Source organism: Algoriphagus iocasae (genome assembly GCF_014206875.1).
In the GTDB taxonomy this organism is placed as follows: Bacteria; Bacteroidota; Bacteroidia; order Cytophagales; family Cyclobacteriaceae; genus Algoriphagus; species Algoriphagus iocasae.
In genome coordinates this window covers 1,064,777-1,090,109 of the sequence record NZ_JACIJO010000001.1, presented here as the reverse complement: position 1 = coordinate 1,090,109, position 25,333 = coordinate 1,064,777, and the positions used below count along the sequence as shown (strand labels likewise).

The 25,333-nt window shown below is 38.0% G+C and carries 28 protein-coding genes; 16 read left to right on the top strand and 12 right to left on the bottom strand.

Translation table 11 applies throughout. The features are described from left to right. The first annotated feature begins 72 nt into the window (after positions 1-72). A complete protein-coding gene (locus FHS59_RS04720; RefSeq protein ID WP_184493535.1) occupies positions 73-1,779 on the top strand; it encodes a GH39 family glycosyl hydrolase in 1,707 nt (568 codons plus the stop codon). A gap of 211 nt (positions 1,780-1,990) precedes the next feature. Here the strand turns inward: FHS59_RS04720 and FHS59_RS04715 are convergent, their stop codons facing one another. The 3 genes from FHS59_RS04715 to FHS59_RS04705 all read right to left on the bottom strand — a co-directional run bounded on the left by FHS59_RS04715 (position 1,991) and on the right by FHS59_RS04705 (position 5,095). After that, positions 1,991-2,842 carry an alpha/beta hydrolase gene (locus FHS59_RS04715; RefSeq protein ID WP_184493533.1) on the bottom strand — a complete coding sequence of 284 codons (852 nt, stop codon included), beginning with the start codon at positions 2,840-2,842 and terminating at the stop codon, positions 1,991-1,993. 199 nt (positions 2,843-3,041) lie between these two features. Continuing rightward, complete coding sequence (locus FHS59_RS04710) at positions 3,042-3,437, bottom strand: DUF1573 domain-containing protein (protein ID WP_184493531.1); 396 nt, start codon at positions 3,435-3,437, stop codon at positions 3,042-3,044. A 212-nt stretch (positions 3,438-3,649) separates the two neighbouring features. After that, complete coding sequence (locus FHS59_RS04705) at positions 3,650-5,095, bottom strand: ATP-dependent DNA helicase (RefSeq protein WP_184493529.1); 1,446 nt, start codon at positions 5,093-5,095, stop codon at positions 3,650-3,652. 14 nt (positions 5,096-5,109) lie between these two features. Between FHS59_RS04705 and FHS59_RS04700 the strand changes: the two genes are divergently transcribed. Genes FHS59_RS04700 through coaD form a run of 4 tightly spaced genes read left to right on the top strand, consistent with a single transcriptional unit; the run spans position 5,110 to position 7,538 of the window. Beyond that, the gene (locus tag FHS59_RS04700; protein WP_184493527.1) at positions 5,110-5,619 is read left to right on the top strand and encodes an NUDIX domain-containing protein; all 510 of its coding nucleotides are present in this window, start codon (positions 5,110-5,112) and stop codon (positions 5,617-5,619) included. Between the two features lie 48 nt (positions 5,620-5,667). Continuing rightward, positions 5,668-6,249 (top strand): hypothetical protein, encoded by a 582-nt coding sequence (locus FHS59_RS04695; protein WP_184493525.1) that lies wholly within the window; start codon positions 5,668-5,670, stop codon positions 6,247-6,249. Positions 6,250-6,261: 12 nt separating this feature from the next. Next, positions 6,262-7,080, top strand: a complete 819-nt coding sequence (locus FHS59_RS04690; RefSeq protein ID WP_184493523.1) for a DUF3822 family protein — start codon at positions 6,262-6,264, stop codon at positions 7,078-7,080. A 2-nt stretch (positions 7,081-7,082) separates the two neighbouring features. After that, on the top strand, positions 7,083-7,538 hold the full coding sequence (gene coaD / locus FHS59_RS04685; protein WP_184493521.1) for a pantetheine-phosphate adenylyltransferase: 456 nt from the start codon (positions 7,083-7,085) through the stop codon (positions 7,536-7,538). Here the strand turns inward: coaD and FHS59_RS04680 are convergent. After that, entirely contained in the window at positions 7,526-8,215 is a 690-nt protein-coding gene (locus FHS59_RS04680; RefSeq protein WP_184493519.1) for an NUDIX hydrolase, read from the bottom strand. The genes coaD and FHS59_RS04680 overlap by 13 nt on opposite strands. Positions 8,216-8,311: 96 nt before the next feature. On the opposite strand from FHS59_RS04680, the gene pyrE reads away from it, so the two are divergent. Further along, on the top strand, positions 8,312-8,956 hold the full coding sequence (gene pyrE, locus FHS59_RS04675; RefSeq protein ID WP_184493517.1) for an orotate phosphoribosyltransferase: 645 nt from the start codon (positions 8,312-8,314) through the stop codon (positions 8,954-8,956). Positions 8,957-9,019: 63 nt separating this feature from the next. Here pyrE and FHS59_RS04670 read toward each other — a convergent pair whose 3' ends face one another. From FHS59_RS04670 to FHS59_RS04640, 7 genes are all read right to left on the bottom strand, one after another. Beyond that, entirely contained in the window at positions 9,020-10,210 is a 1,191-nt protein-coding gene (locus FHS59_RS04670) for a hypothetical protein (protein WP_184493515.1), read from the bottom strand. 5 nt (positions 10,211-10,215) lie between these two features. After that, a complete protein-coding gene (locus FHS59_RS04665) occupies positions 10,216-11,013 on the bottom strand; it encodes a type 1 glutamine amidotransferase (RefSeq protein WP_184494495.1) in 798 nt (265 codons plus the stop codon). Between the two features lie 70 nt (positions 11,014-11,083). Further along, positions 11,084-12,211: a carboxylate-amine ligase gene (locus FHS59_RS04660; RefSeq protein ID WP_184493513.1), complete on the bottom strand. Its 1,128-nt coding sequence runs from the start codon at positions 12,209-12,211 to the stop codon at positions 11,084-11,086. Positions 12,212-12,228: 17 nt separating this feature from the next. Then, on the bottom strand, positions 12,229-13,185 hold the full coding sequence (locus FHS59_RS04655) for an ATP-grasp domain-containing protein (protein WP_184493511.1): 957 nt from the start codon (positions 13,183-13,185) through the stop codon (positions 12,229-12,231). A 33-nt stretch (positions 13,186-13,218) separates the two neighbouring features. Next, positions 13,219-13,932 carry an alpha/beta hydrolase-fold protein gene (locus tag FHS59_RS04650; protein WP_184493509.1) on the bottom strand — a complete coding sequence of 238 codons (714 nt, stop codon included), beginning with the start codon at positions 13,930-13,932 and terminating at the stop codon, positions 13,219-13,221. Positions 13,933-14,048: 116 nt separating this feature from the next. Next, the gene (locus tag FHS59_RS04645) at positions 14,049-14,567 is read right to left on the bottom strand and encodes a hypothetical protein (RefSeq protein WP_184493507.1); all 519 of its coding nucleotides are present in this window, start codon (positions 14,565-14,567) and stop codon (positions 14,049-14,051) included. A gap of 90 nt (positions 14,568-14,657) precedes the next feature. Beyond that, entirely contained in the window at positions 14,658-15,167 is a 510-nt protein-coding gene (locus FHS59_RS04640) for a gamma carbonic anhydrase family protein (RefSeq protein WP_184493505.1), read from the bottom strand. 143 nt (positions 15,168-15,310) lie between these two features. Between FHS59_RS04640 and FHS59_RS04635 the strand changes: the two genes are divergently transcribed. From FHS59_RS04635 to FHS59_RS04595, 9 genes are all read left to right on the top strand, one after another. Continuing rightward, complete coding sequence (locus tag FHS59_RS04635; protein ID WP_184493503.1) at positions 15,311-16,036, top strand: YceI family protein; 726 nt, start codon at positions 15,311-15,313, stop codon at positions 16,034-16,036. A 13-nt stretch (positions 16,037-16,049) separates the two neighbouring features. After that, positions 16,050-17,351, top strand: a complete 1,302-nt coding sequence (locus tag FHS59_RS04630; RefSeq protein ID WP_246388300.1) for an anthranilate synthase component I family protein — start codon at positions 16,050-16,052, stop codon at positions 17,349-17,351. Beyond that, a complete protein-coding gene (gene dinB, locus FHS59_RS04625; RefSeq protein WP_184493501.1) occupies positions 17,332-18,441 on the top strand; it encodes a DNA polymerase IV in 1,110 nt (369 codons plus the stop codon). Before FHS59_RS04630 ends, dinB begins: the two co-directional genes overlap by 20 nt. A gap of 86 nt (positions 18,442-18,527) precedes the next feature. Next, on the top strand, positions 18,528-20,003 hold the full coding sequence (gene miaB / locus FHS59_RS04620; RefSeq protein WP_184493499.1) for a tRNA (N6-isopentenyl adenosine(37)-C2)-methylthiotransferase MiaB: 1,476 nt from the start codon (positions 18,528-18,530) through the stop codon (positions 20,001-20,003). Next, on the top strand, positions 20,003-21,295 hold the full coding sequence (locus FHS59_RS04615; protein ID WP_184493497.1) for a sigma-54 interaction domain-containing protein: 1,293 nt from the start codon (positions 20,003-20,005) through the stop codon (positions 21,293-21,295). Before miaB ends, FHS59_RS04615 begins: the two co-directional genes overlap by 1 nt. After that, positions 21,279-21,818: an LPS assembly lipoprotein LptE gene (gene lptE, locus FHS59_RS04610; protein WP_184493495.1), complete on the top strand. Its 540-nt coding sequence runs from the start codon at positions 21,279-21,281 to the stop codon at positions 21,816-21,818. Before FHS59_RS04615 ends, lptE begins: the two co-directional genes overlap by 17 nt. A 32-nt stretch (positions 21,819-21,850) precedes the next feature. Then, on the top strand, positions 21,851-22,594 hold the full coding sequence (locus FHS59_RS04605; RefSeq protein WP_184493493.1) for a hypothetical protein: 744 nt from the start codon (positions 21,851-21,853) through the stop codon (positions 22,592-22,594). 10 nt (positions 22,595-22,604) lie between these two features. Continuing rightward, on the top strand, positions 22,605-22,967 hold the full coding sequence (gene secG / locus FHS59_RS04600) for a preprotein translocase subunit SecG (RefSeq protein ID WP_184493491.1): 363 nt from the start codon (positions 22,605-22,607) through the stop codon (positions 22,965-22,967). A 162-nt stretch (positions 22,968-23,129) separates the two neighbouring features. Further along, entirely contained in the window at positions 23,130-24,080 is a 951-nt protein-coding gene (locus FHS59_RS04595; protein ID WP_184493489.1) for a sterol desaturase family protein, read from the top strand. Between the two features lie 2 nt (positions 24,081-24,082). On the opposite strand, the gene FHS59_RS04590 is transcribed toward FHS59_RS04595, so the two are convergent. Next, positions 24,083-24,802, bottom strand: coding sequence for a hypothetical protein (locus FHS59_RS04590; RefSeq protein WP_184493487.1), 720 nt, complete (start codon positions 24,800-24,802; stop codon positions 24,083-24,085). A 217-nt stretch (positions 24,803-25,019) separates the two neighbouring features. Between FHS59_RS04590 and FHS59_RS04585 the strand changes: the two genes are divergently transcribed. After that, complete coding sequence (locus FHS59_RS04585) at positions 25,020-25,298, top strand: co-chaperone GroES (RefSeq protein WP_184493485.1); 279 nt, start codon at positions 25,020-25,022, stop codon at positions 25,296-25,298. The last annotated feature ends 35 nt before the right edge of the window (positions 25,299-25,333 follow it).

Here is a 25,333-nt window from a genome sequence, read left to right as displayed (position 1 = left end):
TTTAAAAAGCAATCGTTTTTACCAATTATGGAAACATACTTCCTATATTAAAATGACAATTAACCCAAACCTATGAAACCACTTTTAATTAAAACCCTTCTAACATTTCTCGTATTTTCCTTTACGATTATCCATCTGAAAGCTCAAGAGCAAGTTGAAAAAGTAAACATTCAGGTGAATCTAGATAAAAAAATTGGTGAAATGGACCCCATTTGGGCATGGTGGGGTTATGATGAGCCTAACTATACCTACATGAAAGATGGCAAAAAGTTGCTTTCTGAAATAGCTTCTCTAAGCCCTGTCCCTGTCTATGTCAGAGCACACAGCTTATTGGTGACTGGTGAGGGAACCCATGCATTAAAATGGGGATCAACCAATGCCTACACAGAGGATTCTGATGGTAATCCAGTGTATGATTGGACGATTGTAGATAGGATTTTTGATACTTATATCGAAAGAGGTATGAAACCTTTTGCCCAGATCGGATTTATGCCTGAAGCACTTTCATCCAAACCCGAACCTTACAGGCACCATTGGTATCCGGGGGCACCTTACGAAGAAATTTATACAGGTTGGGCATATCCTCCAAATGACTATGAGAAATATGGAGAACTTGTTTACCAATGGGTATTGCATTGTGTAGACCGATATGGGAAAGAAGAAGTTGACAGCTGGTACTGGGAAGTATGGAACGAGCCTAACATTGGTTACTGGCAAGGTACCATGGAAGAGTATTTTATGCTTTACGATTATGCGGCTGATGCGGTAAAAAGAGCGCTACCCTCAGCCAAAATAGGAGGTCCAGAAACTACAGGACCTGGTTGGGATAAAGCAGCAGAATTCCTAACCGCTTTTTTAGATCATGTTCGTGACGATAACAGCTATGCAACTGGTAAAAAAGATATTCCATTAGATTTTATTTCCTTTCATGCCAAAGGCAGTCCCAAGTTGGTAGATGATATGGTTCAAATGAATATTGGAACGCAGTTGCGGGATATAAGTGAAGGTTTTAGAATTGTAGCTTCCTATCCAGAATTTAAAGATTTACCGATAATCATCGGAGAGTCTGATCCAGAAGGTTGTGCCGCTTGCTCAGTGAATGATTACCCACAAAATGATTATAGGAATGGAACCATGTATGCTAGTTATACAGCTGCTGCATTTTCAAGAAAATATGAACTGGCAGATCATTTTGGTGTGAATTTACTTGGAGCAGTGACTTGGGGATTTGAATTTGAAGATCAACCTTGGTATGCTGGATTTAGAGATATGGCAACCAACGGGGTAGATAAGCCAGTACTGAATGTGTTTAGGATGTTTGGTATGATGGAGGGAGATCGTGTAGCGATAAATCAAGAAGAACTTGCTTATGGTTTTCTGGATGTTAGAGATCATAGTGTCCGAGAAAAGCAGGATATCAATGCCATCGCATCAAAAAGCGATCAAGGTGCAGCGGTGATGATTTGGAATTACCATGATAACAATGATTTAACTATTCCAGACGCCTCGATAAGCCTTCAAATTGAAGGTATGCCTGGAAAAAAAATATTAGTACAGCATTTTCGGATAGACCAGGAACACAGTAACTCCTACACACTTTGGAAGAAAATGGGATCTCCACAAGACCCTTCTAATGAACAAATTGAAGCACTTGAAAAAGCTGGTCAACTTGAACATTACACATCTCCTTTTTGGGTTGAATCAAAGGATGGTATGGTGGAAATTGAGCTGACATTACCAGCTCAGGGCATTTCCCTTTTTAAATTGGATTGGGAATAAAAGAGGTATTATTTATAATCAAGAATAGGTAAACCCTACCTAATCAAGGATTTAAAATAAGTGTTTTGAGATTGGAGAAGATCAAACATCTACTTCAATAAGCTCCGAGAAAATATTAATTCCAAAAACCTGATTAATACATCTGCGATAGAAGTATCAAAACATTATAAAATCAAGATTTCATCATTTCACCTATATGCTAAGAACCAGCTTATTTCTCCAGTAAACTAGCAAAAAACACCATGTGGTATGGAAGTGCATTTTCCCAATACTTCCATGAATGCCCTCCATCTCGCTCAGTGTAATCATGAGAAATCCCCTCGAAAACCAATCTTCTATGCAATTCTCTGTTGGGTTGAATTAAAAAATCATTTACTCCACAGTCTATCATCAAGTGAATTCCGTGTTTCTTATACACATCGATATTGTTGATAATGCTTACCTCATCGTATCGCTCTGGAAACTCTTCTTTACTTCCTAAGATCCCCGCAAATCCTTTTCCCACATCGATCATTGATTGTTGTGGAAGGCCCCAACCCTTAAGATCTGGATTTATTGCGCCACTCATACTTCCAGCCGCTAAAAACAGCTCAGGATGCTTAGCAGATAAATACAATGCCCCAAAACCACCCATAGATAATCCTGTTATCGCTCTACCCTCTTTTTTGGCAATAGTTCTATAATTTTTGTCCATGAAATTGACGACATCTTTTGAAATATATGTGTCGTACTGACTTTTCTCGTCAACTGGGCTATCTATGTAATAACTAAATACATCACCTTCTGGCATAACAATAATAAACCCATATTGATCAGCCAGTTTTTGGATCAGAGCTTTATCAGAAATCTGCTTTGTCCAGTCAGAAAACTTTCCAATTCCACCATGTAATAAGTAAAGCGTGGGGTAATTTTTATTTCCTTGCTCATAAGTGCTTGGAGTCACCACTACTGCTTTGTGAGTAATCATGGTTTTAGAGTTTGTAATTTGCACAGTATCTGAGCTTGCAAAACTTGAACTTGCAAGTGCTGAAATGAAAAATAGAAGTAGGGCTGTAAATTTCATGAGTATCCTGATTTTGCTCTGAAATAAGCTAAAAAATTTATTGTAACAAAATGATACAATAGTAACTTCTATAAATAAAACACATATAACTTTCCCATTAGGGTTTTTGAAAAAGAACCAATCGTTTTGCTCCTAATGAATCCAAGCATAAAAAAAGCCTCCCAAACTGGAAGGCTTTCTAATTGTGTCATTTATGAACTTACTTCGTTTTAGGAAGTACGTTTGAAATCAATGAGATTTTTTCAATTGGCTCAGAAGCATTGGAATAAATTCTTACCACTGAATTTTGTTTCCCCATTTTACCTGCTGAATTAAAGGAAACCTTGATTTCGGCAGATTCACCTGGTGCAATTGGCTCCTTTGGCCAGCTTGGTACTGTACAGCCACAAGTTGCTGCCACATTGGAAATAATCAATGGAGCTTTCCCTGAATTTGTCAATTCAAATGTGTGAGACACTTTATCTCCTTGAGTAATATCTCCAAAGTCAATAGATTTTTCTTTGAATGTAATGGCTGCTCCAGAAGCTTCCTGCGCGTTTGCATGAAAAACCAATGCAAATGCAAAGAGACTAAATAGAATGGCTATTTTTTTCATATGATTATTATTTAATTTTCAATGGTCACATGGAAACTCGCTTGATCAGTAATCATCCTAAAGAATGATAAGTTAGTCATGCTCGATTTCATGATCTTAATTATTATTGGTTTTCAAATATTCAATTTTTTCAGATAGCATCAAATAACGAATTTCTTTTCTGCTTGGTTGCCATACTGAAAATACCTTGCCAAAATTGTTTTCTAGCAGTTTTATGACATGTCGTCAGCTGTTTTAACAAAAAACATGGGATTAAAATTCACAAGATATAATTCCTGAGTAGCCCGTGTTACTGCGGTATATAACCACCTGGTAAAGTCTTTATCCACCTGATCTTCTTTCAAATATCCCTGATCAACAAATACTGCCATCCATTGTCCACCTTGAGCCTTATGACAGGTCAAGGCATAGGCAAACTTCACTTGCAAAGCGTTCAAATAAGGATCTTTTCTGATCAATTCCATTCGCTCCTTTTTACTAGCAACATCAGCATAGTCCTCTGAAACCTTTTGATACAAACTTCTGTACTGGTCTCTTGTCAAAGATGGACTTGGCGAATAGAGCGTATCCAAGAGTACTTTTGCCTCAAAATGGGGCTCATCTGGATAATCCAATAGTCTCAACTCCAAAGTGGCAAACCGAAAATCATACATCTCTTCAAAAGACCTGATTTTCATCACTTCAGCCATATCTCCATTTGCTAAGAAATTGACCCTGTCTGACTCAGTCATATAGGTGTAGTTGTTTTTTACAATCATCAGTAAATCACCCGAGCTGATTTCATCTTCAAAAAAATGAATGACTTTACGGATATAAAGATTGTATTGAACCGCTGCTTTGTTTGATCTGGTAACAATTGTCGTGTTTTCTGTCCCAAATTTATCATAGGCATACCTGAGACCATCTTCCAACTTCTCTCCAGTCATTTTAAAAGTATCCTTAAATAAATTGGTGGTAATCTGTATTTTTGGCAGTTCGGCTTTTAATTGATCCCTTAAATTAGTGGCATTATAAAGAATCCCAGATTCCAATTTCTGCCGCATCACCTCTGTCAATTCGATTTGAGCAGCATCTAAGCGAAAGTATCGTTGAAGATAGCTTGACTCCAATGCCGGACTATATTCACTTCCCACAGGTGGTAATTGAGCCGTATCACCCACCAAAATCAATCGATTCCCTGTTCCCTGAAAGGTAAATCGGATCAAATCTCCAAGAAGATTCCCAGACATCCCTCCATCATCGGCCAGCATCGAGGATTCATCTACAATAAATACAGTGTCTTTGTAATAATTCTTTTGAAGAATAAAGCCCATTCCCAGACTCCCGTCATCCCCTTTTGGTTTGTAAATAATTTTATGAATGGTAAAAGCTGCTCTTTTGCTATAATTACCCATGACTTTGGCTGCTCGGCCAGTGGGTGCTAGAAGCAAGGATTTCATATTCAACCTTGGCAAACTTTTGACCAAGGCAGAAATCACAGAAGTCTTCCCTGTGCCTGCATACCCTCTTAATACAAAAGTTGGCTTGGAATCTGCGTCCATAGACAAAAAGTCATCCATTTTCTTAAAAAAAACAGATTGGCCAGAGGTTGGCGGAAAAGGAAAATTTTTGATCAATAAATCCGAAGGCTTCGGCAAGTGCTGATTATCTTTAGCCATAGAAGCGAATGTAAATGGCAAAAGACGATATCAGCAAGGAAATAGAATCAAAATTTGGAAATCATTTGCGTGTGAGGGTAAATGGGATCCTGATAGAGGATAATAAACTACTCATGGTCAAGCACCTGATGGGGGATGGAAAAATTCTTTGGTCTGTGCCTGGAGGAGGAATGCATTATGGGACGAATGCCGAGGAAAATCTGATCAGAGAATTTAAAGAAGAAACAGGTCTAAATGTTAAAATTCGCAAATATTTGTTTGTTCACGAGTATTTAGACCCTCCATTACACGCAATGGAGCATTTTTTTAGTTTAAAATCCACCGGAGGTAGTTTAAAACTCGGAGAAGATCCCGAACTTAGTAAGGAATTCCAGATTTTAAGTGAAATGGCATGGATGAGTCTGGAAGATATCCGTTCACTGCCTCAGGACTCCCTTCATCAAATCTTTTGGCGAATAAATTCACTTGAGGACCTAGGTTTGTGGAAAGGATATTTTAATTTTGGAAATATTTCCATAAAATAGCACGTTTAAAAAACCTTCAACCTTACCTTGATTTAAAATTTAATCAAAATGAATCTAACTAAAGTATTATCCTTTGTCTTCCTTTTAGCTGCTCTAGGTCTTGGTTACCTGCTTTGGAAAGGTGTAGATGATGTAGTGGAAACTGAGAAAAGAATTGCTTTGACAGAAGCTGCGATTATCGAGAAACTCCAAATGCTTCGTGATGCTGAATTGGCATATCAAGCTGCTAACGGAAAATATGCAGACAATTGGGACACCTTGAAGCAATTCATCCAAGAAGGTAAAATCTGGTTAGTTCAGAGAACTGAAACAACCAAATTATTGGAATATGGTAAAGAAGAAACTACAGTAACTTTTGACACCCTAGGTTCTGTAAACGTTCTTGACTCTTTGTTTAACGATAGAAAATATCCAAACTTCAATTTAGAAGCATTGGCAGTAGTTCCAGGTTCTGGAGGAAAGCGTTTTGAATTCTTCGCTGACAAAATCGAAAGAAACAGCTACGAAATCGCTGTATTCGAGATCAGAGACCCTGCTCCTATCAATCCAGAAAGAAGATTAAACAACAACGAGAAAGCCCTTAAAGTGGGTTCCAGAACTGACGCTTCAACTGAAGGTAACTGGAAATAATCCCAAAGGATTTTGGAAAACAATCTCAAAGTATACAAGAGTGATAAGTTTGATGTGGAAGACACAACGAGCTTATCACTTTTTTTATATCCCCATTCACTTGCAATTTTTGCCAAAGACAAAAATCAAGCGAACATCGGGATTCATTATTACACCAAATTTGAGTGGAATGAAATAGAATCTTTGCTGGTTTCTGATCCTCTTCTTCGGATGGATTTACCTGCAAAAATCTATTTGCACCAACTTGAATTTAGCTTGATACCAGGCGTTCTCTATGCACCTGGCAAAGAGGAAACCTATCTCTCTTTTGTTGGAGAGCAGAAAAAAGACAACTTTTATTTTGCAACACCTTTGGATAGCAACAATATCCAATTGGTTTCTTATCTCTCCAGTAAAACCAAGAAAGCTCTGGAGGCTAGATTTTCGGAAATCTCCTTTTATCATGGAGGCACTTCCTTTTTATCCTATTTATTCAAAGAGCGCTTTAATTTGATTGGACAAGAGATTCTTGTCTGCATTCTCGATAATTATATCTATTTGGTCGCCTTTACAGATCAAGAGTTAAGTGTCTTCAATATTTTTGAAATCAAAGATAAAGAGGACATTCTCAAGTATGTCAGCATTGTCATTGCTCAGATGAACTATGACAAAAACCATGTGAGAATCAGCCTTTTTGGTGCAACAGAACATTTTGAAGTAACTAATGAGTGGGGAAAGGAATATTTCCATCATTTCAGAATAATGAAGCCACATTCCAACCAGAATTATTCCCACGGCTTTAAACATTTAAAATCCGGAGGCCTTTTTGAGTCTTCTTGGCAATTTGATTGATCATGAAAAAAGTAGCCATATTCCCTGGTTCATTTGACCCATTTACTATGGGTCATCACGACATCGTAATCAGAAGTTTAAAACTTTTTGATGAGGTGATTATTGGAATTGGCTACAACTCGACCAAGCAAAACCGCTATTTCGACATAGACTTAATGGTCGATAAAATCAAAAGTGTGTATACTGGAATGGATCAGGTTAAAGTCATTGTCTATAATGAACTAACCTCCACTTTAGCAAAAAAACATGATGCGGGTTACTTGGTAAGAGGTTTGAGAAATACGACTGATTTCGAATACGAAAACACAATCAGCCAAATGAACCGGTACCTAAATGAAGATCTAGAAACCGTGTTTTTGATTACCTCCCCTCCTTTTGCAGCGATAAGCTCCACCGTTATTCGCGAAGTCCATCGCTATGGCGGAGATGTGGCAGAATTTCTACCTTATAAAATCTGAGGTTTTGGGTGGTTTTTGATAAACTGCTTAAATAAATACCTCATCGATGGATAAGAATTCACCAAGGCTATTTTGGCATCAGGTTCATAAAACCATCTGATATCATCGATTCCTTCTTCTTTTTGAGGAGTCATGTTTTTATCATCCAAGCACTCCATTTCATACCAATAAGTCTTCTTGAGAATACTTTTACGGTTTTGGGTGTAGGTATGCCAAGTGTTATACAAATGCCTTGTCACTTTTACTTTTACTGCGCATTCCTCCTCCACTTCACGAAGAGCACACTGCTCAGGAGTTTCGCCTTTGTCAAATTTCCCTTTTGGGAAATCCCACTTTCCAAGTCTAAAAATCAATAAAACCTTTTTCTTCTTATTCGTCACTACTCCTCCGGCAGCCTTGATAATCATAAAACGGCTTTTGACAAATTTCTTTAACGAGGCCTTATCTTTTGTCACTAAAGTAATGGAATCCAGATTTTTCAATTTTCTGGTCCGAAGAACATAGAGAAGTTTGATGACTAGATCGTGGGAAGGTTCATGAAAAAGCACATCATCTTGCCATTCTACAGAATTCAACAATTCATCAGGTTGATGGTAAATCGACTCAAAAGTTTTTCGACCATCCAACTCTTCATACGAAATCAGATCTAATGGCTTGTCGTTTACAAAAATTCTCATGGAAATTCCGCGCTTTATTTTTCTGAAAGAACCAAAAATGCATAAAAAAATCAGCAGCAACAACCTTCAGGAAAGTTTATCACTTATTTTTGGGTTATGGAAATTTTAGACCCGAGTGTAGCTGCTGAAGTAGCCGATAAATTACTGGAAATACAAGCGATCCGACTTCAACCTGAAAACCCTTTCACTTGGGCTTCAGGATGGAAATCCCCAATTTATTGCGACAATAGATTATCCTTGTCATTTCCTGCTGTCAGAAATCTTATCAAAAGCCAACTGGTAAAAAGTGTCATGCACTATTTTCCGGAAGCAGAAGCCATTGCCGGTGTTGCTACTGCCGGAATTCCTCAAGGAGCTTTGATAGCCAATGATTTAGAGCTTCCGTTTATCTATGTTCGATCCAAAGCCAAAGGGCATGGGATGGAAAATATGATTGAAGGAAAAGTAACCCCAGGTCAAAAAGTAGTCGTCGTGGAAGATTTGGTTTCTACAGGAGGAAGTTCTCTAAAAGCTGCAGAAGATTTAAGAAAAGCAGGTTTTGAAGTACTCGGAATGGTGGCGATCTTTAGCTATGGATTTGATTTGGCGGCAGAAAACTTCAAAAATGCAGGAGTCAAATTGATTTGTCTAAGTCATTATGAAGCACTTTTGCCAAGAGCAATCCAGAAAAAATATGTGACAGATGAAACTTTAAAATCTCTTTCCGCTTGGAGAAAAGACCCTTCTACCTGGACACCCTGAAAAAATATCAATTTTGATAATTGAGTTATAAATGAAAAAATAAAGGCCGATCAATCCGGCCTTTTACTTTTGGAATAACCCGATAGATCCGCCTACCCAGTCTTTATCTTTATTGAATTTTACACCTACCATTTCACCTCTGCTCAGTCGAGCCAGATTTGCCACCAACGTAGGACTTTCATCTTTCTCTGGCCAAAGGGCTAAAATCCTGACTTCTACCTTTACTTTTCCATCAGGTGCTTGGATCACAGGAGCATAATGCACTTTCTTTTGAAGTAAAAACATGTCTTTTTCTTTCACTTCGTCAATATCTTGCTGGGTGACATGAAATTTCACTCCACTTCCCGAAAAGGAGAATAAAGGCTTCAAGACATAATTCTCAAGATCAGTTGGAATCTCCTTTATTTCACTTAAGAGTCTACTTTCAATAAAATATGGCCCTTTTAAATAAGGAAGAATAAACTTCGAAATCCTCGTATACCAATTTGGATGACCTGCCCATTCTATATCTAATTCTTCTTCAAAACTGAAGGCAAGTTTTAAGTCTTTTCTCAAATCCAATTCATCAAAAATCACTCTATTGTAAATCCTTTTGATCTGAATTTTTTCTCCGACAGAATTCAAATAAAATAGCATTTTACCTTCTTTGATGACCTCGGTAACACAAACTACAGGAATCCCTAAATCATGTTTACAGTAATAGAAATCTATCTTTGTGTTTTGCTTTTCCGGCTCAATTTCCAGCAAAACGACTTCCTCGGGTTTGAAGTCTTTTAGAACTACTTTTCTCAAAAGATCCAGAAATGTAGACTCATTAAATCCATTGAGATAAGGAGTAGTATCCTTCAAAAATGGATAGAATTTTAAAAACTTTTGAAAGAGATGATACTGGAAATTGAAAACAGATGGAAAGCCCTGGATTTCGATCAACTTGGGTACAATCTTTCCATTCTCTTCACAGACTCCAAAATCTATCGCAAGAAATTGAGAATGGGAATCCTCATTCGGAACTGAGGTATTTAAATCAATCGATCGCTGAGTGAGGCTTTTAAAATCTGATTTTTTGATAAAAGAGATGACCTCTTCACATCCTTGCTGAATCTGTTTTTTTAACTCTACAGGAATAAAAAAAGGAGTTTCTGCAATTCTAAATGTCGGCGCAAAATTAAAATCACCCGCTATGTCCTTTAAAAAAGCATCATATTTCTCGGGGGTAAATGATGCATTAAACTGTTCTCTAAAGGACTGAATCATAGAATTTAGATAATAAGTGAGGGTGTTTTTGCAGTCTTTATTTTTCTTATGGATTGTTCTAAAAAGTTCGGAATGAGTGTTTCGTTCGTTTTGTAGATTTTATTTTCGTCTACTAAATGTTCCAACATCGTTCTAAACTTTGCTTTTCCTTTGGAGGCAATAATTTTCTCTCTGACTTCCGCCTTTTTCAAATGAGCCATAAAGCTTACTGGATCAGCTTCAGGGTGAAACTGGGTGCCGACGATTTCATCAGAAAAACGAATTGCCATAATCGCTCTTTCGTACTCAACATGACTGCGAATCTTCTCCAAAGCAATAATTTTCGCTCCCAGAAGATTAAATTTCTTATGATTAGGTTGAAGTACTTGGTAGTCTCTTGAATCAACCGCCCAAAATGGATTATCCAAGTTTTGGAACAAAGGATCCGTCATTCCATCTATCGTTTTATGAATTGACATCACCCCAAAAGATGTTGATTTCCTTTTGCTTAATTTACCCAGACCAAAATGTCTGCAAGCCATTTGGTAAGAATGACAGATCAAAAGAATATGTTTTTTCTGGGAATGGTTCTGGTTCCAGATCCAAATCTGATCGAGAAGATCAAAATATTTCAAATCCCAATTCCCATCACCTTCGAGTGGATCTCCAGGTCCTCCGGTAGAAATGTAGATATCATATTCTAAAATATCCGGCAATTCTGCTTTTCCTCTAACATCATAAACCCGATAGGATATTTGATCTGAAAATCTGTCAACAATTTCCTTGATGCAGCGCATGCCTTGATTCGCCTCACCATCATACATATCCAGGATTGCCAGATTTATCTTTTTCTTTCTCACGATTCTTCTACTTTATAATCAATCGCAAATGTAATTAATGTGACTGAATCCCTTGTCGAAATTTTGAGGTTATCATATCTACCACTTTTGATAAATCCTGAGTTTCCTCAAATACCGCCAACTGCTGATCTGCCCCAGTGCCATTCTTCAGGATTTCGTGGACATAATTGATTTCTTCCCTACTTCCTAACTCATCTACTACATCATCAATAAAATCCAATAACTCCAAAACCAAATCTTGTGTGGGAACCTCTGTTTTCTTTCCAAAGTCTATCAATTTGCCTTCAATTCCATTCCTCGCAGCACGAAACTTATTTTCTCTGATCAAGGCTATCCTGTAGATATTAAAGCTCGTATTGCTCATCAACAACTTATATAATTTAGCTACAATCGCCTGGATCAATGCTACAATACAAATGGTCTCATCTACAGTCAAGCACATATCGCAAATGCGAAATTCGATTGTACTGAAAAAAGGATGCATCCTGAGATCCCACCAGATTTTTTTAGGGTTATCAATACAATTGGTTTTGACCAAAATCTCTAAAAAATTGTCATAAGACTGTACCGAGTCAAAGTATTCAGGAAGTCCAGTTCTCGGAAATTTCGCAAAAACCTTTGCTCTGAACGCTTTAAAACCAGTATTTCTTCCTTCCCAAAAAGGCGAATTCGTCGAAAGAGCGTAAATATGAGGAAGGAAATAGCATGCTTGATTCATCAATTGCAACGCTATATCTCTATTGTCAATACCCACATGCACATGCAAACCAAAAATCAGGTTTGATCTGGCAATGTCTTTCAATTCATTGACTATCTCATGATATCGAAGGTCATCTGTGATTTCCTGATCCTGCCATTTTGAAAAAGGATGAGTTCCTGCAGCACCAACTACCAATCCCTGCTTATCTGCAAGTTCAAAAATCTTATTTCTCAAAAAAGAAACTTCCTTCCTTGCTTCGGCAACATTTTCACAAATATTGGTCCCCACTTCCACCACAGATTGATGCATTTCGGCCTTTACCTGCTCTCTGAGTTGGATTTTCCCACCTTCCACAATCTTTGACATATGAGATCTCAAGTCCCTGGTTTGGGGATCGATAATCTGATATTCTTCCTCTACACCCAAAGTGAATTTGGGTAACTTTTTCCCACCTTCTTTCATGAAAAGTTCTTTTCGGATTAAAATCTTTTTGCGGTTGCGGCTGCGTCTCTAATAAATGTACCCCAAGTCAAATTCATTTTTCCTGGCTTCTGAGCTTTCGCATAGGCAATTGCCATTTTTGCTGCTTCTTCTACAACCCATTCAAAATTTTCCTGTCCCACGGAATTGACATCTGCATCTGGAGCAGGGTTACCAAAATCAATGGCATATGGAATTCCATCTCGCACCGCAAACTCAACTGTATTAAAATCATAGCCTAGGCCTTTGCAAAGACGAATCGTATAATCTTTAACCGTCGCCAATAATTTTTTAGAAGAAGGGGTTTTATCCACTACATATCGTAAATGATGAGGGTTTCGAGGTTCATAATCCATGATTCTCACAGCTTTACCACCCAAACAATACACTCTAAAATATTCATCAAATACAATCTCCTCCTGAAGAAGCATTACCAATTGTCCTGTTTCAGGATGCTTTTGAAAAAACTCTTCTTGATTCTCCAATCTATACACATTCTTCCACCCCCCACCTGCGTAAGGTTTCATATATGCCGGAAAACCTATGTATTCAAACATCCCATTCCAATCTAAAGGAGCAGCCAGATTTCTAAAAGATTTACTAGTTGTATCATCCGGATGCTTTGAAGAAGGCAGAAGAACTGTTTTTGGAAGTGGAACTCCCAATTGATCCGCTAATGCATTGTTGAAGAATTTATCATCCGCACTCCACCAAAATGGATTATTGATCACTGCAGTACCGGTCAATGCAGCATTTTTCAAAAAAGCCCTGTAAAAAGGGACATCCTGAGAAATTCTATCAATAATTACTGCATATTCCGAAAGATGATTTTGAATCACTTTGTCAATTTTCACAGCTTCTGCCACGATTCCAGTTGGGGCAATTTGATTGACACGGTCAATAAATGCCTGAGGAAAAATATCCTCCATTCCGAAAAGTATTCCAATCTTTTTCATTCAAAACTTTTTAGGTGATTTTAAATCTATTGATTAATCAAACTTTATTCTAGACAAATAATGAGGAAACATTTCTTTCCAAACATCCCAATCATGCTGTCTGTTTTGCCTTACATCCAGCCAATGGGGCAATCCTCTCGACTTCAAAACTTCATGAAGTTGTAAATTGGAATCATAACAGATATCCCAATTGGAAGTACCTAAAACGATATCCATATTCCACAATTCATTATCATGTAATGCTCCCAAAAACTCAAGGGGGCTATTATAATAAATATCGTCATGAACGTATCCATCCATAAAACTCCGAATACTAAACGCTCCTGACATACTGAACATATGGCTCACATAACCAGGGTGCCTAAAAGCAAAATTGGCTGCATGATACCCACCAAAACTGCATCCAGCTGTCACTACTTTCCCTACCCTTGTATTTAGCCGTATCCTCTCTACCAGTTCATGACAGATCATTTTATCATAGGCCACATGCTGCTCGATTCGCTGATGCGGATGGACACTTTTATTATAGAAGCTTTGGGCATCATTGCTTTCTGGACAGTAAATCTGGATCAGGCCTTGCTCAATATACCATTGAGCGGATGTAATAAGCCCCATATCCCTGTTCTCATGAAAGGATCCTTTGGAGGTCGGAAAAAGTACGACCGGATAGCCTGCATGTCCAAAAACAAGCATCTGAACATCCCTTTGAAGGAAATTTGAGAACCACTTGAAATATTCTTCTTTCATCTAATTTGATTTTGAATACCAATCAATTAAGTGGATCCCACTTTCAATCAAATAAGTCAAAAAACATCAAAAACCAAAGCCCTGAAACTTACAGAGCATTATATTTTTATGATGTTTTATTTAAAGAAAGAAATAAAGGGTTTATTACTTAGTCGAATCATTCTGGAAACACCGATGATCAAGAGGAAAAATAGCAAGCCTACAAAAATCCATTTACTAGTAGTACAAAAGGAAGTGACCCAGGCTAATAAGGGCTTTTGAGAGGGGAAATTATTAATGAGATTGATAATTAGAATATTTTCTACGAAATCAAAAAACATAATGATTAAAGGGATCACTACCAGTTTTTTATTTCCCCAAAGGAAATACAGAATCCCTGTCGCCAACAAACCATACACTACCAGGTATGGAAAATCTAAGGCCAGTAAACCTACTTTATAAATTTCCCGATCAGGTTTCGATAAACTACCTAGTGCTGCATATGCCTGATCCACTGTATAAGCAAATTTCAAATCAAGCGCATATTCTGCTGGGAGATAATAATTCAATAATAAATTAAACAAGATGAATAGAGATGTCAGAAATAAAAGAACTGATCTCTTTTTGAGAGAAGAAAAAATCATTTTAGTAGACATAAAAACTGTTAAAAAAAACTTGAAACAATGAATAAAAAAGATTATGACAAATAAAGTGTTTTTTGTCCTATTTAAAAAGTTCCAAATACTTTATTTAAACCAACCAGCATACATAGGATAATTTTTGGCTGTACGGTCAATTACCCCTTGCATCGCCTCTCCGGTATCTTTTACTTTTTTCGCAGGCATACCGGCATAAATTGAATTAGCCTCCACTATAGTACCTGCTAACACTACTGCGCCGGCAGCTATAACAGCTCCAGAATTTACCACTGCTCCATCCATTACGATTGCTCCCATCCCGATCAAAACCCGATCGTGAATAGTACAACCATGAACTACCGCATTATGAGCGATAGATACTTTATTACCAATGATAGTGGGAAATTTTTGGTAGGTGCAATGGATCACCGCACCATCTTGGATATTGGTTTCATCTCCGATTTTTATAAAATGTACATCTCCTCGCAACACCGCATTAAACCAAACTGTACAATTATTCCCCATTTGTACATCCCCTACAAGCGTTGCATTAGGGGCCAACCAACAATTTTCGCCTATTTGCGGTTCTTTTTCATTGACTGGAATAATTAATGCCATAACCTTCGAAATATTTTTGCTGATCAAATCTAAAAAGATCTTCTGGGCAAAAATCTTTTCTTAAATGAAACTTTAAAAATAATTTTGAGTTTAAATGTATATACATATAAATTTGTGAAAATTTCAACCCTTTATCGATACCAATGAAAACTATTAAACTATCCGGATTATTTGTTGCAGCTGCATTGCTTGCATTTTCTTGTAACAAACCATCTGAAACTGTAGAAACTACAGAAGCGCAGGAAGTTGCAGCAGCAGAAGGAAAAACTTTAGAAATCGTACCAGAAGCGACAACTATCGCTTGGAGAGGTTACAAACCAGCAGGACAGCATTTTGGCAAAATTCCGGCTGTTGAAGGAACTCTAGCTGTTCAAGGTGAAGAAATCACAGGTGGAAAATTCACTTTTGATATCACAGGTCTTAAGATTGAGGATATGGAAGAAACTGACGAAAGCTACGGTAAGCTTTGGGGTCACCTTCAGTCTCCAGATTTCTTTGATGCTGCAAACCATCCACAAGCAACTTTCGAAATTACTGGCGTTGAGCCATTTGAAGCTGGTGATGTGATAGCTGATCAGGAGCAATTTGCTACTGAAAACACTCCTAAAGCTGCATCAGAACTTTCTCCAGCTAATCCAACTCACTGGATCAGTGGAAATTTGACCATGAGAGGAACTACTAAAAACATCAAATTCCCAGCTGCAGTAAGTTTGGAAAATGGTGCAGTTTCTGCAAAAGCAGGTTTTAATATTGACAGAACTGCTTGGGGTCTGGCTTACGGAGATGAAGCAACTGCTGTAGATAAGGCAAAAGATAAATTTATCTACAACACTGTTTCTCTTACACTTGATGTGAAAGCTGCAGAATAAATTTATTACATTCATGAAAAGAGGAATTCTAACGAATTCCTCTTTTTTTTGTCCTACAATGATGGATTTCCCTTTTTCTTACTCCCTTCCCTCTCCTATTTTCAATCAAAAACTTACAACATGGGCTCATGCTCATTTTCGGTTTTTGGCACTTTTTCAGGGAAATGATTATCAATATCCGGAAGAACCTTTTGCTGACTTTTTCTTTGCAGGAAATCAGGAATTAACCGAAAATGAAATTTGGGATAAATCTGTTCAAAAAGTCAAAGTTGGAATTATTGGATATGATTTTAAGAATCAAATTGAACAATTAGAAAGCTCAAATCCTGCTTGGCTTCCTCTTCCGGATCTTTGTTTCTTTACTCCTGAAATCTCCCTGAAATTTGAAGGAGATTTGGTAAAAAGTAGAACTGAGCTACCAGATGATTTTTGGAAGCAAATTGAATCAATCGAGTTTACTGAGTATAGTACTGAATGTAACTTTCGTGCTCTAATTACTAGTCAGGAATACCTAGAAAAAGTCAAGAAAATCCAGGATCTTATCATAGAAGGAGAAACTTATGAAATGAATTTTTGTCAGGCCTTTGAAGGACAATTTGAGAACTGGGATCCAATCGGCGCATTTTTCAAGCTTCAAAAGGCTTCTCCGATGCCCTTTTCGGCTTTATTTAAAGCTCGGGAAAAATGGCTTGTTTCCGCATCTCCTGAAAGATTCCTAAAGAAAAAAGGATCAAAACTTATTGGTCAGCCTATTAAAGGAACTATACGAAGAGGAAGCACTCCAGAAGAAGACATTGTCAATCGTTCTATTTTGATTGAGAGTGAAAAAGAGCGAGCTGAGAATTTAATGATCACAGACCTGACCAGAAATGACCTTTCAAAAGTTTCAAAAGTGGCTTCGGTCAAAGTGGATGAGTTGTTTGGCATCTATTCCCTTCCTAGAGTTTTTCAAATGATCACAACAGTTAGCTCAGAATTGAAAGAAAATGTCTCATTCAAAGAAATCATCCAAGCTACATTCCCAATGGGTTCGATGACTGGAGCTCCGAAAATCAGAACCATGAAATTGATAGAAGAACTTGAGTCTTTTAAAAGAGGTTGGTTTTCTGGAGCTTTTGGTTGGATAGATGAGGCTGGAGACTTTGATTTTTCTGTGATTATCAGGAGCATTATCGCTGACCAAAAAGCAAAAAAGCTCTATTTTGCTGTAGGAAGTGCAATTACTATTGATTCTGATGCTTCCAAAGAATACGAAGAGTGCGAACTAAAATCCCAGGCTATCCGAGAAATACTGCATGGAAGAAGCGATTCCTAATCCAGTCCGAAAGATAATTCACGTTGACATGGATGCATTTTATGCTTCTGTGGAGCAAATGGATCATCCCGAATGGAGGGGAAAACCCTTGGTAGTCGGAGGAAATGAATCTCGTGGTGTGGTGGCTGCTGCAAGCTACGAAGCCCGGAAATATGGGATCTTTTCTGCGATGGCCTCTGCTATTGCAGCCAGAAAATGCCCTCATTTGATTTTTGCAAAGCCTAGGTTTGATCGATATAAAGAGCTCTCTTTGCAGATTCGTGAAGTCTTCTATGAATACACAGACCTTGTGGAACCACTTTCCTTGGATGAGGCATTTTTAGATGTGACAGAAAACAAAATGGGTTTGAATTCTGCGATTTTGATAGCGAAACAGATTCGGTCAAAAATCAAAGAAAAAACCGGGTTGAACGCCTCGGCGGGAGTTTCCTACAATAAGTTTCTTGCGAAAATTGCCTCTGATTTAAATAAACCAAATGGTCAAGCTTACATATTACCCGAAGATGCAGAGGAGTTTTTAGAGAAATTGCCAATAGGAAAATTCTTTGGGATCGGTAAAGTAACCGCTGAAAAAATGCAAAAAATCGGTATTCATAATGGGGCCGATTTAAAACAATTTTCGCTTCAGTTTCTCACCAAAAAATTCGGGAAATCAGGAATCCACTATTACAATATTGTCAGAGGAATTCATCTTTCTGAAGTTCAACCCCATCGGGTAAGGAAATCTCTCAGTGCAGAAAACACATTTGAAAAAGACCTTTCTTCCATAGAGGATTTGACAAATTCTCTAAAATCGATTTATGAAGAGCTCATCAAACGTATTCGGAAATCCGGAATCAAAGGAAGAACAGTCACTTTGAAAATTAAATATGAAGACTTCAGTCAACAAACAAGAAGTAAAACCGTTGACCAATATCCGGAAGAAGAAATGATCTGGGAGATCGCAGTGGAATTATTAACTCAAGAAGAACTTCCCAAAGCTGTACGTTTATTAGGCTTGGGAATTTCCAACCTGAATATCATTGAAGAACATCAGCATTTTGGGGAGCAGTTGCTAATTCAATTTCCTTCTCAGCCTCGTGAGAGCTAATCTTTTTCTCAAAAAAAGAAATACCCCTACAGACTGCCATTTTGTCCGCATTTTATTAATTTCGCATCCCGAAAGTATTTCAGTACATGGATAATTTGATTAAAGACATAGATATCATCTCAGGAGAAGAAGCTCAAGCATGCGACTTCAAAACCACTGCAGATGATAACACCGGTAAATCCCGCAAACTTTACATTGAGAGCTATGGTTGCCAGATGAATTTCTCCGATTCGGAGATTGTGGCTTCCATCATGAAGGAAAATGGTTTTGATACTACCTCTGATTTCAATCAGGCCGATGTCATCTTTTTGAATACCTGCTCCATTCGTGAAAAAGCAGAATTGACGGTCAGGAAGAGATTGACGGATTTTAACAGAGCCAAAAGGAACAAACCTGAAATGACCATTGGAGTTTTAGGATGTATGGCTGAGCGTCTGAAAGAGAAGTTGTTGGAGGAAGAAAAGATTGTTGATGTGGTCGTAGGACCAGATGCGTATAGAGACCTTCCCAACTTAGTTTCTGCAGCCGAGGATGGAAATAAAGGTGTCAACACTTTCCTTTCCAGAGAAGAAACTTATGCGGACATAGCTCCGGTAAGATTAAACTCTAATGGAGTTTCTGCATTTATCTCGATTATGCGTGGATGCGACAACATGTGTTCTTTCTGTGTGGTGCCATTCACCAGAGGTAGAGAAAGAAGCCGTGATCCTCATTCTATTGTGGCAGAAGCACAGGATTTATTTTCCAAAGGTTATAAGGAAGTGACTTTGCTAGGCCAAAATGTAGACAGCTACAAATGGTCGCCTGAGGAAAACAACAAAGCGAGATTGAACAAAAAGGAAGAAGAAGTTACCGAGGTGATCAATTTTGCCAATTTATTGGAAATGGTCGCACAAGTATCCCCTACTCTTCGAGTGAGATTCTCCACATCCCATCCAAAGGATATTACAGACGAGGTACTTTATACAATGAAGAAGTACGACAACATCTGTAAATACATCCATTTGCCAGTGCAAAGTGGAAACAGCCGCGTTTTGGAGCTGATGAACAGAACTTATGACAGAGAATGGTATCTGAATAGAGTTCAGGCGATCAGGGATATTTTAGGTGATGAATGCGGTATTTCCTCAGATATGATCACAGGTTTTTGTACCGAAACTGAGGAAGAGCATCAGGATACTTTAACCTTGATGGACATCGTAAAATACGATTTCAGCTATATGTTTTTCTATTCTGAAAGACCAGGGACTTTAGCTGCGAAAAAATACGAAGATGACATTCCTCTAGAAGTCAAAAAACGAAGATTGGCTGAAGTAATTACCAAGCAAAGCGAGCTTTCTCACGAAAGAAACAAACTGGACTTAGGAAAAGAACAGTTGATTTTGGTTGATGGGATTTCTAAAAAATCAGATTCAGAATATAAGGGAAGAAATTCTGCCAATAAGGTGGTCATCATTCCTGCCGGAGATTATAAAATCGGAGATTATGTATTGGTGAAAATCACCGATTGTACTCCTGCCACTCTTTTCGGAGAGATCATCACCGTTAATCCAGCATTTTAATGATTACAGATTCGGAAATACAAAGCGTCAAACAACGATTTGGAATCATTGGAAACAGCCCTTTGCTGAACCATGCGATCCAAGTGGCGATTCAGGCATCTCCGACGGATATGACTGTTTTGATTACTGGCGAAAGCGGTAGTGGTAAGGAAAGTTTCTCGAAAATCATTCATTCTTTAAGTCTTAGAAAACACGGGAAATTTATTGCGATCAACTGTGGCGCGATTCCAGAAGGAACGATAGATTCTGAGCTTTTCGGGCATGAAAAAGGATCATTTACTGGTGCTCATGAGGCAAGAAAAGGCTATTTCGAAGTAACTGACGGAGGTTCTATTTTCTTAGATGAAATCGGAGAAATGCCTCTTGGAACGCAGGCCCGACTACTTAGAGTGTTGGAAAATGGTGAATTTATCAAAGTAGGTTCCTCCAAAGTCCAAAAAACCAACGTTCGTGTGATCACTGCTACCAATGTGAAATTGTTGAAGGCAGTAGAAAAAGGGAAGTTTAGAGAAGACCTTTATTACAGATTGAATACAGTTCCTATTTACGTTCCGCCATTGAGAGAGCGGGGAGATGACATGGTTTTATTATTCAGGAAATTCACTTCAGATTTTTCTGAAAAATATCATGTTAAACCTATTTCCTTGGATGCAGATGCCCAATCATTATTAAAGAGGTACCCATTCCCAGGAAATATCAGACAGCTGAAAAACCTTGCTGAGCAAATTTCGCTTTTGGAAGAGTCAAGGGATGTAGATGCCCAGACTTTATCTAAATATCTTCCTACAGACAATTCCCGTCTGCCAATGGCGTTAGGTCATCAGGGAAGCAAATCGGAATCTTCAGATTTCTCTGAAAGAGATTTACTTTACAAAGTCCTTTTTGACATGAAAAAGGACATGAATGAACTCAAAAAACTAGTTCTGGAATCATATCAATCTGGAGGGTTAAACCAGAGTATAATCCAAAAGCATCAAGGCTTATTTGAGGACATGGAGAGTAGCATACCAACGAATGAATCAGCGGAAAGCTCCTCCAATTATTCTGTTCCTTTGGTGATTGCTCCTCAAAAGAATCCTCATGATCAAGAGGAAGATTACGAAGACGAGGCAATTGAGGATATTTACCATGAGGAAGATGATAATTCGCTTTCTTTGGAAAGAAAAGAAAAGGAGATGATCCTAAAAGCTTTGCGCAAGCATAACAATAAAAGAAAATATGCGGCGAGTGATCTGGGAATCTCCGAACGTACCTTATACAGGAAGATCAAACAATATGAAATTGATCAGTAAACTTAGAATTCTTCTGGCTTTCGGCATATTCCTGTTGTTTCAAGGTTGCTCTGTCAAGTACAGTTTCACCGGAACCAACATTAATTACGATTTGGTAAAAACCTTTACAGTAGAAAACTTCTTCAATGATTCTGGTGGTGGACCTGCTAACATGGAGCAGCTTTTTACTGAATCTTTGAAGGAATATTACCAAAGAAATACCCAGTTGGAATTAGTAAGGACAAATGGAGACTTGCAATTTGCGGGAGCGATCAATCGATATTCTCTCACACCACAATCTGCTGTTTCCAGTAATAATCCGAATTTACCGGATCGTGCGGGTCAGATGAGACTGACTATTGCAGTGGAAGTTGAGTACATCAATTTGACGAATGAGGAGGAAAACCTGAGAAGGACTTTCTCTTTTTTCCAGGATTATGATCCCCGAACTACTACCCTTTTGGATGTGGAAAGTCAGTTAGTGGAAGAAATATTTCAAAATATCATTCAAGATATCTTTACCGCAACGGTAGCAAACTGGTAAATTCCTTATATTAAAACCCAAAATTAAATCCAGTGAACGCAGCACAATTTATAGAGTTGATCAGTAAGTCAGAGTCACCTGAAAGAAGTGATTTATTATCACTGAAAAAGATTCAGGAGAACTTCCCGTATTTCCAGATCCCTCATGTAATTGCTGCGAGATATGAATTCAATAAAGACCCGAACACCACTCCAGATTCTTTGGGATATGCGGCAGTCACCAGCCCAAACAGGGTTTGGCTGAAATATTTGGTAGAAAAGAAAGTTTCAGAAACTGAAAAGCCAAAATCCACCGCCTTAAAAGAAGAGTTTTTACCAGAAGAAATACCTGGTAAAAAAGATCCGAACCAAAGAACCAAATCCCTTATCAAACTAGGTGAAGATCTAAAAGGCAATAAGGTAGAAGAGGAAAAGCCCAAACCTGTAAGAAAGAGACGAAAACTGCCTAATGATGACTTGATAGAGAATATCAAGAAAAGGGAAAAGAAAACGATCGTAGACTCTAAGAAGCGCGAGCAAATAGATTTGATTAAAGCTTTTAGCAAAAAAGAAATCAAGCTTGCTACTATTAAAGAGATCGAAGCTAACCAGAACAATGAAAATCTGGCAGCGAGTAGTACTGAAATCAATGACAATTTACTATCCGAGTCTTTTGCCAAACTTTTGGTCTCTCAAGGCAAAAAGCCTAAGGCAAAGAAAATTTATGAGAAATTGATGTTGAAATTTCCGGATAAAAGGTCTTACTTTGCGGACTTAATTGAAAAACTGAAAGAATAATCCCCAATATATGTTTACGTTATTAATCACCATTATCCTGATCCTAGCAGTTCTATTAATCCTAGTGATCTTAGGTCAAAACTCAAAAGGTGGCGTTGGAGCAGCTTTCGGAGGCAGTGCATCTCAAATCATGGGTGTAACTCGTACTGGAAATGTATTGGAAAAAGCTACTTGGGTACTTGCTGTATCTATCTTGGTTTTATCCTTGGCTTCTTCAGCTTTCTACACAGGAAGCCAGCCAAATCAATTCTCTTCTCCAAATATTGAAAGTGCCAAACAACAAGTTGTAACTCCAGCTTTTGGAAACGATGAAAGCCTTCTTCCTACAGAATCTACTCCTGCGACCAGCGAAGACACTACTGGTGGAGAATAAGTAAGGAACTCATAACATTTGTGAAAGTCTGCCTCAAAAAGGCAGACTTTTTTGTTTTAGTAAAATGGATCATGTATTTTTCTATCTAGTCACCAAATTCTGGTCATTTTGATTCGTTTTTGAGCTACCAGAATCTTTCTTTAATCACCTTTCACCTACTATATGAATACCAAACCTATTCGTCTTGAGGACTTACATATTGAAAATTGGCCAAATCTAATTTTATGGGCTGCCCCGATCATGTTTCTACTCGTATTCATCGAGTGGGGAATCAGTGCCTATCAAAAGAAAGATGCTTATAACACTAAAGATTTTTTCGCTGCTTCTACCATCGGTTTGGTTAATGTAGGTATCAGCGCTCTGATCAAAATAGCAACATTTGGATCGGCTCTCTTCTTTTATAACATCTCCCCTTTTACTATTCCTGTTACTTGGTGGTCATTTATCTTATGCTTTTTTGCCATAGATTTTGCCAGATATTGGGCTCATAGAATTGCTCATGAGCAGCGTTTTTGGTGGGCAACTCACATTACACATCATAATTCATCGAAATACAACCTTTCAGTTTCCTTTAGACTAGGCTGGACCCAGCACATCAAAGTCATTTTCTTTTTTCCTGTGATGTTTATGGGATTTAATCCTTTTGTTTTCTTTATCTGTCACCAAATCGCAGTTTTATATCAGTTTTGGATCCATACAGAGTACATCACCAAATTGCCAAAGCCAATAGAATTCTTCTTTACGACTCCTTCTCATCACCGGGTTCACCATGCAAGTGATGCACATTATCTGGATAAAAACTATGGCTCGACTTTCATCATTTGGGACAGAATGTTTGGCACTTTTATGCCTGAAGGCGAAAGACCTACTTATGGGATTACAAAACCAGTAACTTCATACAATCCAGTTTATCTGGTTTTTCATGAATGGGTAGACATTTTCAAAGACCTCAGAAAAGCGAAGAATTTCAAAGAAGGCTGGAGAATCTTATTTGACAAACCTGGAGCTGAGGTGATCGCCAACAGAGAGAAAATCGAAAAAGAAAAGGCAACAGCAATCCACTCTTCTAAAATCGAAAAAGAGGTTCTTGCTTTGGAAGTCCAGGAAAAATAAGCTTAGCTATTTGGATTAGAAACGTGCTGCAGCAATAATCTCTTGCTAATCGGCAGCAAAGTTTCCTCCATTGGAAAATCCTTTGAACTGTGTAATCTCCATGTTGCAGGATTTGGGAGTTCCTTGATATCCTTGATCAATTGTAGTTTAATTTTCTCAAGTGTATTGACCAGGGATTTCTGAAACACTCCTACCAGCCACATTCGGATACTTCTGAATTTTTCTCCGGCAAGCTGAAGAAAACTAGACTGGTACCTGAATGCATGGATTTCAGGCTTGGACTCTCTAGTCAGTAGCATGAAGCCTTCTTTGGAATAAATCGGCATGATGCCTACTGGCTCAAATTCCACTTGGCTTTCTACTAGCTGGTAAATGTCCTTCCCTTTATTAATCTGATGCTCAAATCTAGGAATTGCAAATTCGGTAATATTGGCAATCTCCTGCATCAACTCCCCTTCTTTTTCTGTGGGTTGATAATGAAGTTTGCCATTTTGCAAATCAATTCCTGACAAAGCTTTTGGGAAAAGGCTATTCATTTGTGACTTTCCTTTTTTCAAATCATCCAAAAGCCGATGATGCTCTATGAGTTCGCCCAAGACAGGGTAAAGTTTTGAAGCATCAAATTGTTGATTAGTTTCTTGGAGATAGGCCAAAAGCTGATACTTTTTGTATTCAAAATCAATAAGGCCTTCAGCGATCCAATTTTTTGGTAATGTCTTCATAGGGAAATAGGTATACCAAAAAATACAAAAAACTGACATAAATACTGTCAGTTTTGGAAAAATTGACAGTTCTTTTTCTTCAATTTGTCGTGTATTGAAGCCTTCCTACCTGACAATTACAGCCGATTTGTCAGCCTTTCAAAAATATAGTCTACTGGCACAGGAAGTGCTAATAGCCATATGCATTTTAATCTAACATTTTAAACAAATTCATAATATGTCAAACGTGAACATCAAACCTCTTGCAGATCGGGTTTTGGTACAGCCAGCTGCAGCTGAAGAGAAAACCGCTTCCGGTCTTTATATCCCGGACACTGCAAAAGAAAAGCCTCAGAAAGGCACAGTAGTAGCAGTGGGTAATGGTAAAAAAGATGAGCCCTTGACTGTTTCAGTTGGAGACACTGTATTGTACGGGAAATACTCCGGTACTGAACTGAATGTAGATGGCAAGGATTACCTCATCATGAGAGAATCTGATATTTTCGCTATCCTTTAAGTAATCACCAAAACGTTAACCTAAAAATTCTAAAA

Coding starts and splice junctions, on each gene's coding strand:
- FHS59_RS04700 (WP_184493527.1), top strand. CDS start 5,110: ATGGCAAAAGACGATATCAGCAAGGAAATAGAATCAAAATTTGGAAAT.
- coaD (WP_184493521.1), top strand. CDS start 7,083: ATGAAAAAAGTAGCCATATTCCCTGGTTCATTTGACCCATTTACTATG.
- FHS59_RS04595 (WP_184493489.1), top strand. CDS start 23,130: ATGAATACCAAACCTATTCGTCTTGAGGACTTACATATTGAAAATTGG.
- pyrE (WP_184493517.1), top strand. CDS start 8,312: ATGGAAATTTTAGACCCGAGTGTAGCTGCTGAAGTAGCCGATAAATTA.
- FHS59_RS04710 (WP_184493531.1), bottom strand. CDS start 3,437: ATGAAAAAAATAGCCATTCTATTTAGTCTCTTTGCATTTGCATTGGTT.
- FHS59_RS04715 (WP_184493533.1), bottom strand. CDS start 2,842: ATGAAATTTACAGCCCTACTTCTATTTTTCATTTCAGCACTTGCAAGT.
- FHS59_RS04670 (WP_184493515.1), bottom strand. CDS start 10,210: ATGATTCAGTCCTTTAGAGAACAGTTTAATGCATCATTTACCCCCGAG.
- FHS59_RS04665 (WP_184494495.1), bottom strand. CDS start 11,013: ATGTATGATGGTGAGGCGAATCAAGGCATGCGCTGCATCAAGGAAATT.
- FHS59_RS04650 (WP_184493509.1), bottom strand. CDS start 13,932: ATGAAAGAAGAATATTTCAAGTGGTTCTCAAATTTCCTTCAAAGGGAT.
- FHS59_RS04590 (WP_184493487.1), bottom strand. CDS start 24,802: ATGAAGACATTACCAAAAAATTGGATCGCTGAAGGCCTTATTGATTTT.
- FHS59_RS04645 (WP_184493507.1), bottom strand. CDS start 14,567: ATGTCTACTAAAATGATTTTTTCTTCTCTCAAAAAGAGATCAGTTCTT.
- FHS59_RS04640 (WP_184493505.1), bottom strand. CDS start 15,167: ATGGCATTAATTATTCCAGTCAATGAAAAAGAACCGCAAATAGGCGAA.
- FHS59_RS04660 (WP_184493513.1), bottom strand. CDS start 12,211: ATGAAAGAAGGTGGGAAAAAGTTACCCAAATTCACTTTGGGTGTAGAG.
- FHS59_RS04615 (WP_184493497.1), top strand. CDS start 20,003: ATGATTACAGATTCGGAAATACAAAGCGTCAAACAACGATTTGGAATC.
- dinB (WP_184493501.1), top strand. CDS start 17,332: ATGGAAGAAGCGATTCCTAATCCAGTCCGAAAGATAATTCACGTTGAC.
- lptE (WP_184493495.1), top strand. CDS start 21,279: ATGAAATTGATCAGTAAACTTAGAATTCTTCTGGCTTTCGGCATATTC.
- FHS59_RS04630 (WP_246388300.1), top strand. CDS start 16,050: ATGAAAAGAGGAATTCTAACGAATTCCTCTTTTTTTTGTCCTACAATG.
- FHS59_RS04705 (WP_184493529.1), bottom strand. CDS start 5,095: ATGGCTAAAGATAATCAGCACTTGCCGAAGCCTTCGGATTTATTGATC.
- FHS59_RS04680 (WP_184493519.1), bottom strand. CDS start 8,215: ATGAGAATTTTTGTAAACGACAAGCCATTAGATCTGATTTCGTATGAA.
- FHS59_RS04655 (WP_184493511.1), bottom strand. CDS start 13,185: ATGAAAAAGATTGGAATACTTTTCGGAATGGAGGATATTTTTCCTCAG.
- secG (WP_184493491.1), top strand. CDS start 22,605: ATGTTTACGTTATTAATCACCATTATCCTGATCCTAGCAGTTCTATTA.
- FHS59_RS04585 (WP_184493485.1), top strand. CDS start 25,020: ATGTCAAACGTGAACATCAAACCTCTTGCAGATCGGGTTTTGGTACAG.
- FHS59_RS04635 (WP_184493503.1), top strand. CDS start 15,311: ATGAAAACTATTAAACTATCCGGATTATTTGTTGCAGCTGCATTGCTT.
- FHS59_RS04720 (WP_184493535.1), top strand. CDS start 73: ATGAAACCACTTTTAATTAAAACCCTTCTAACATTTCTCGTATTTTCC.
- miaB (WP_184493499.1), top strand. CDS start 18,528: ATGGATAATTTGATTAAAGACATAGATATCATCTCAGGAGAAGAAGCT.
- FHS59_RS04695 (WP_184493525.1), top strand. CDS start 5,668: ATGAATCTAACTAAAGTATTATCCTTTGTCTTCCTTTTAGCTGCTCTA.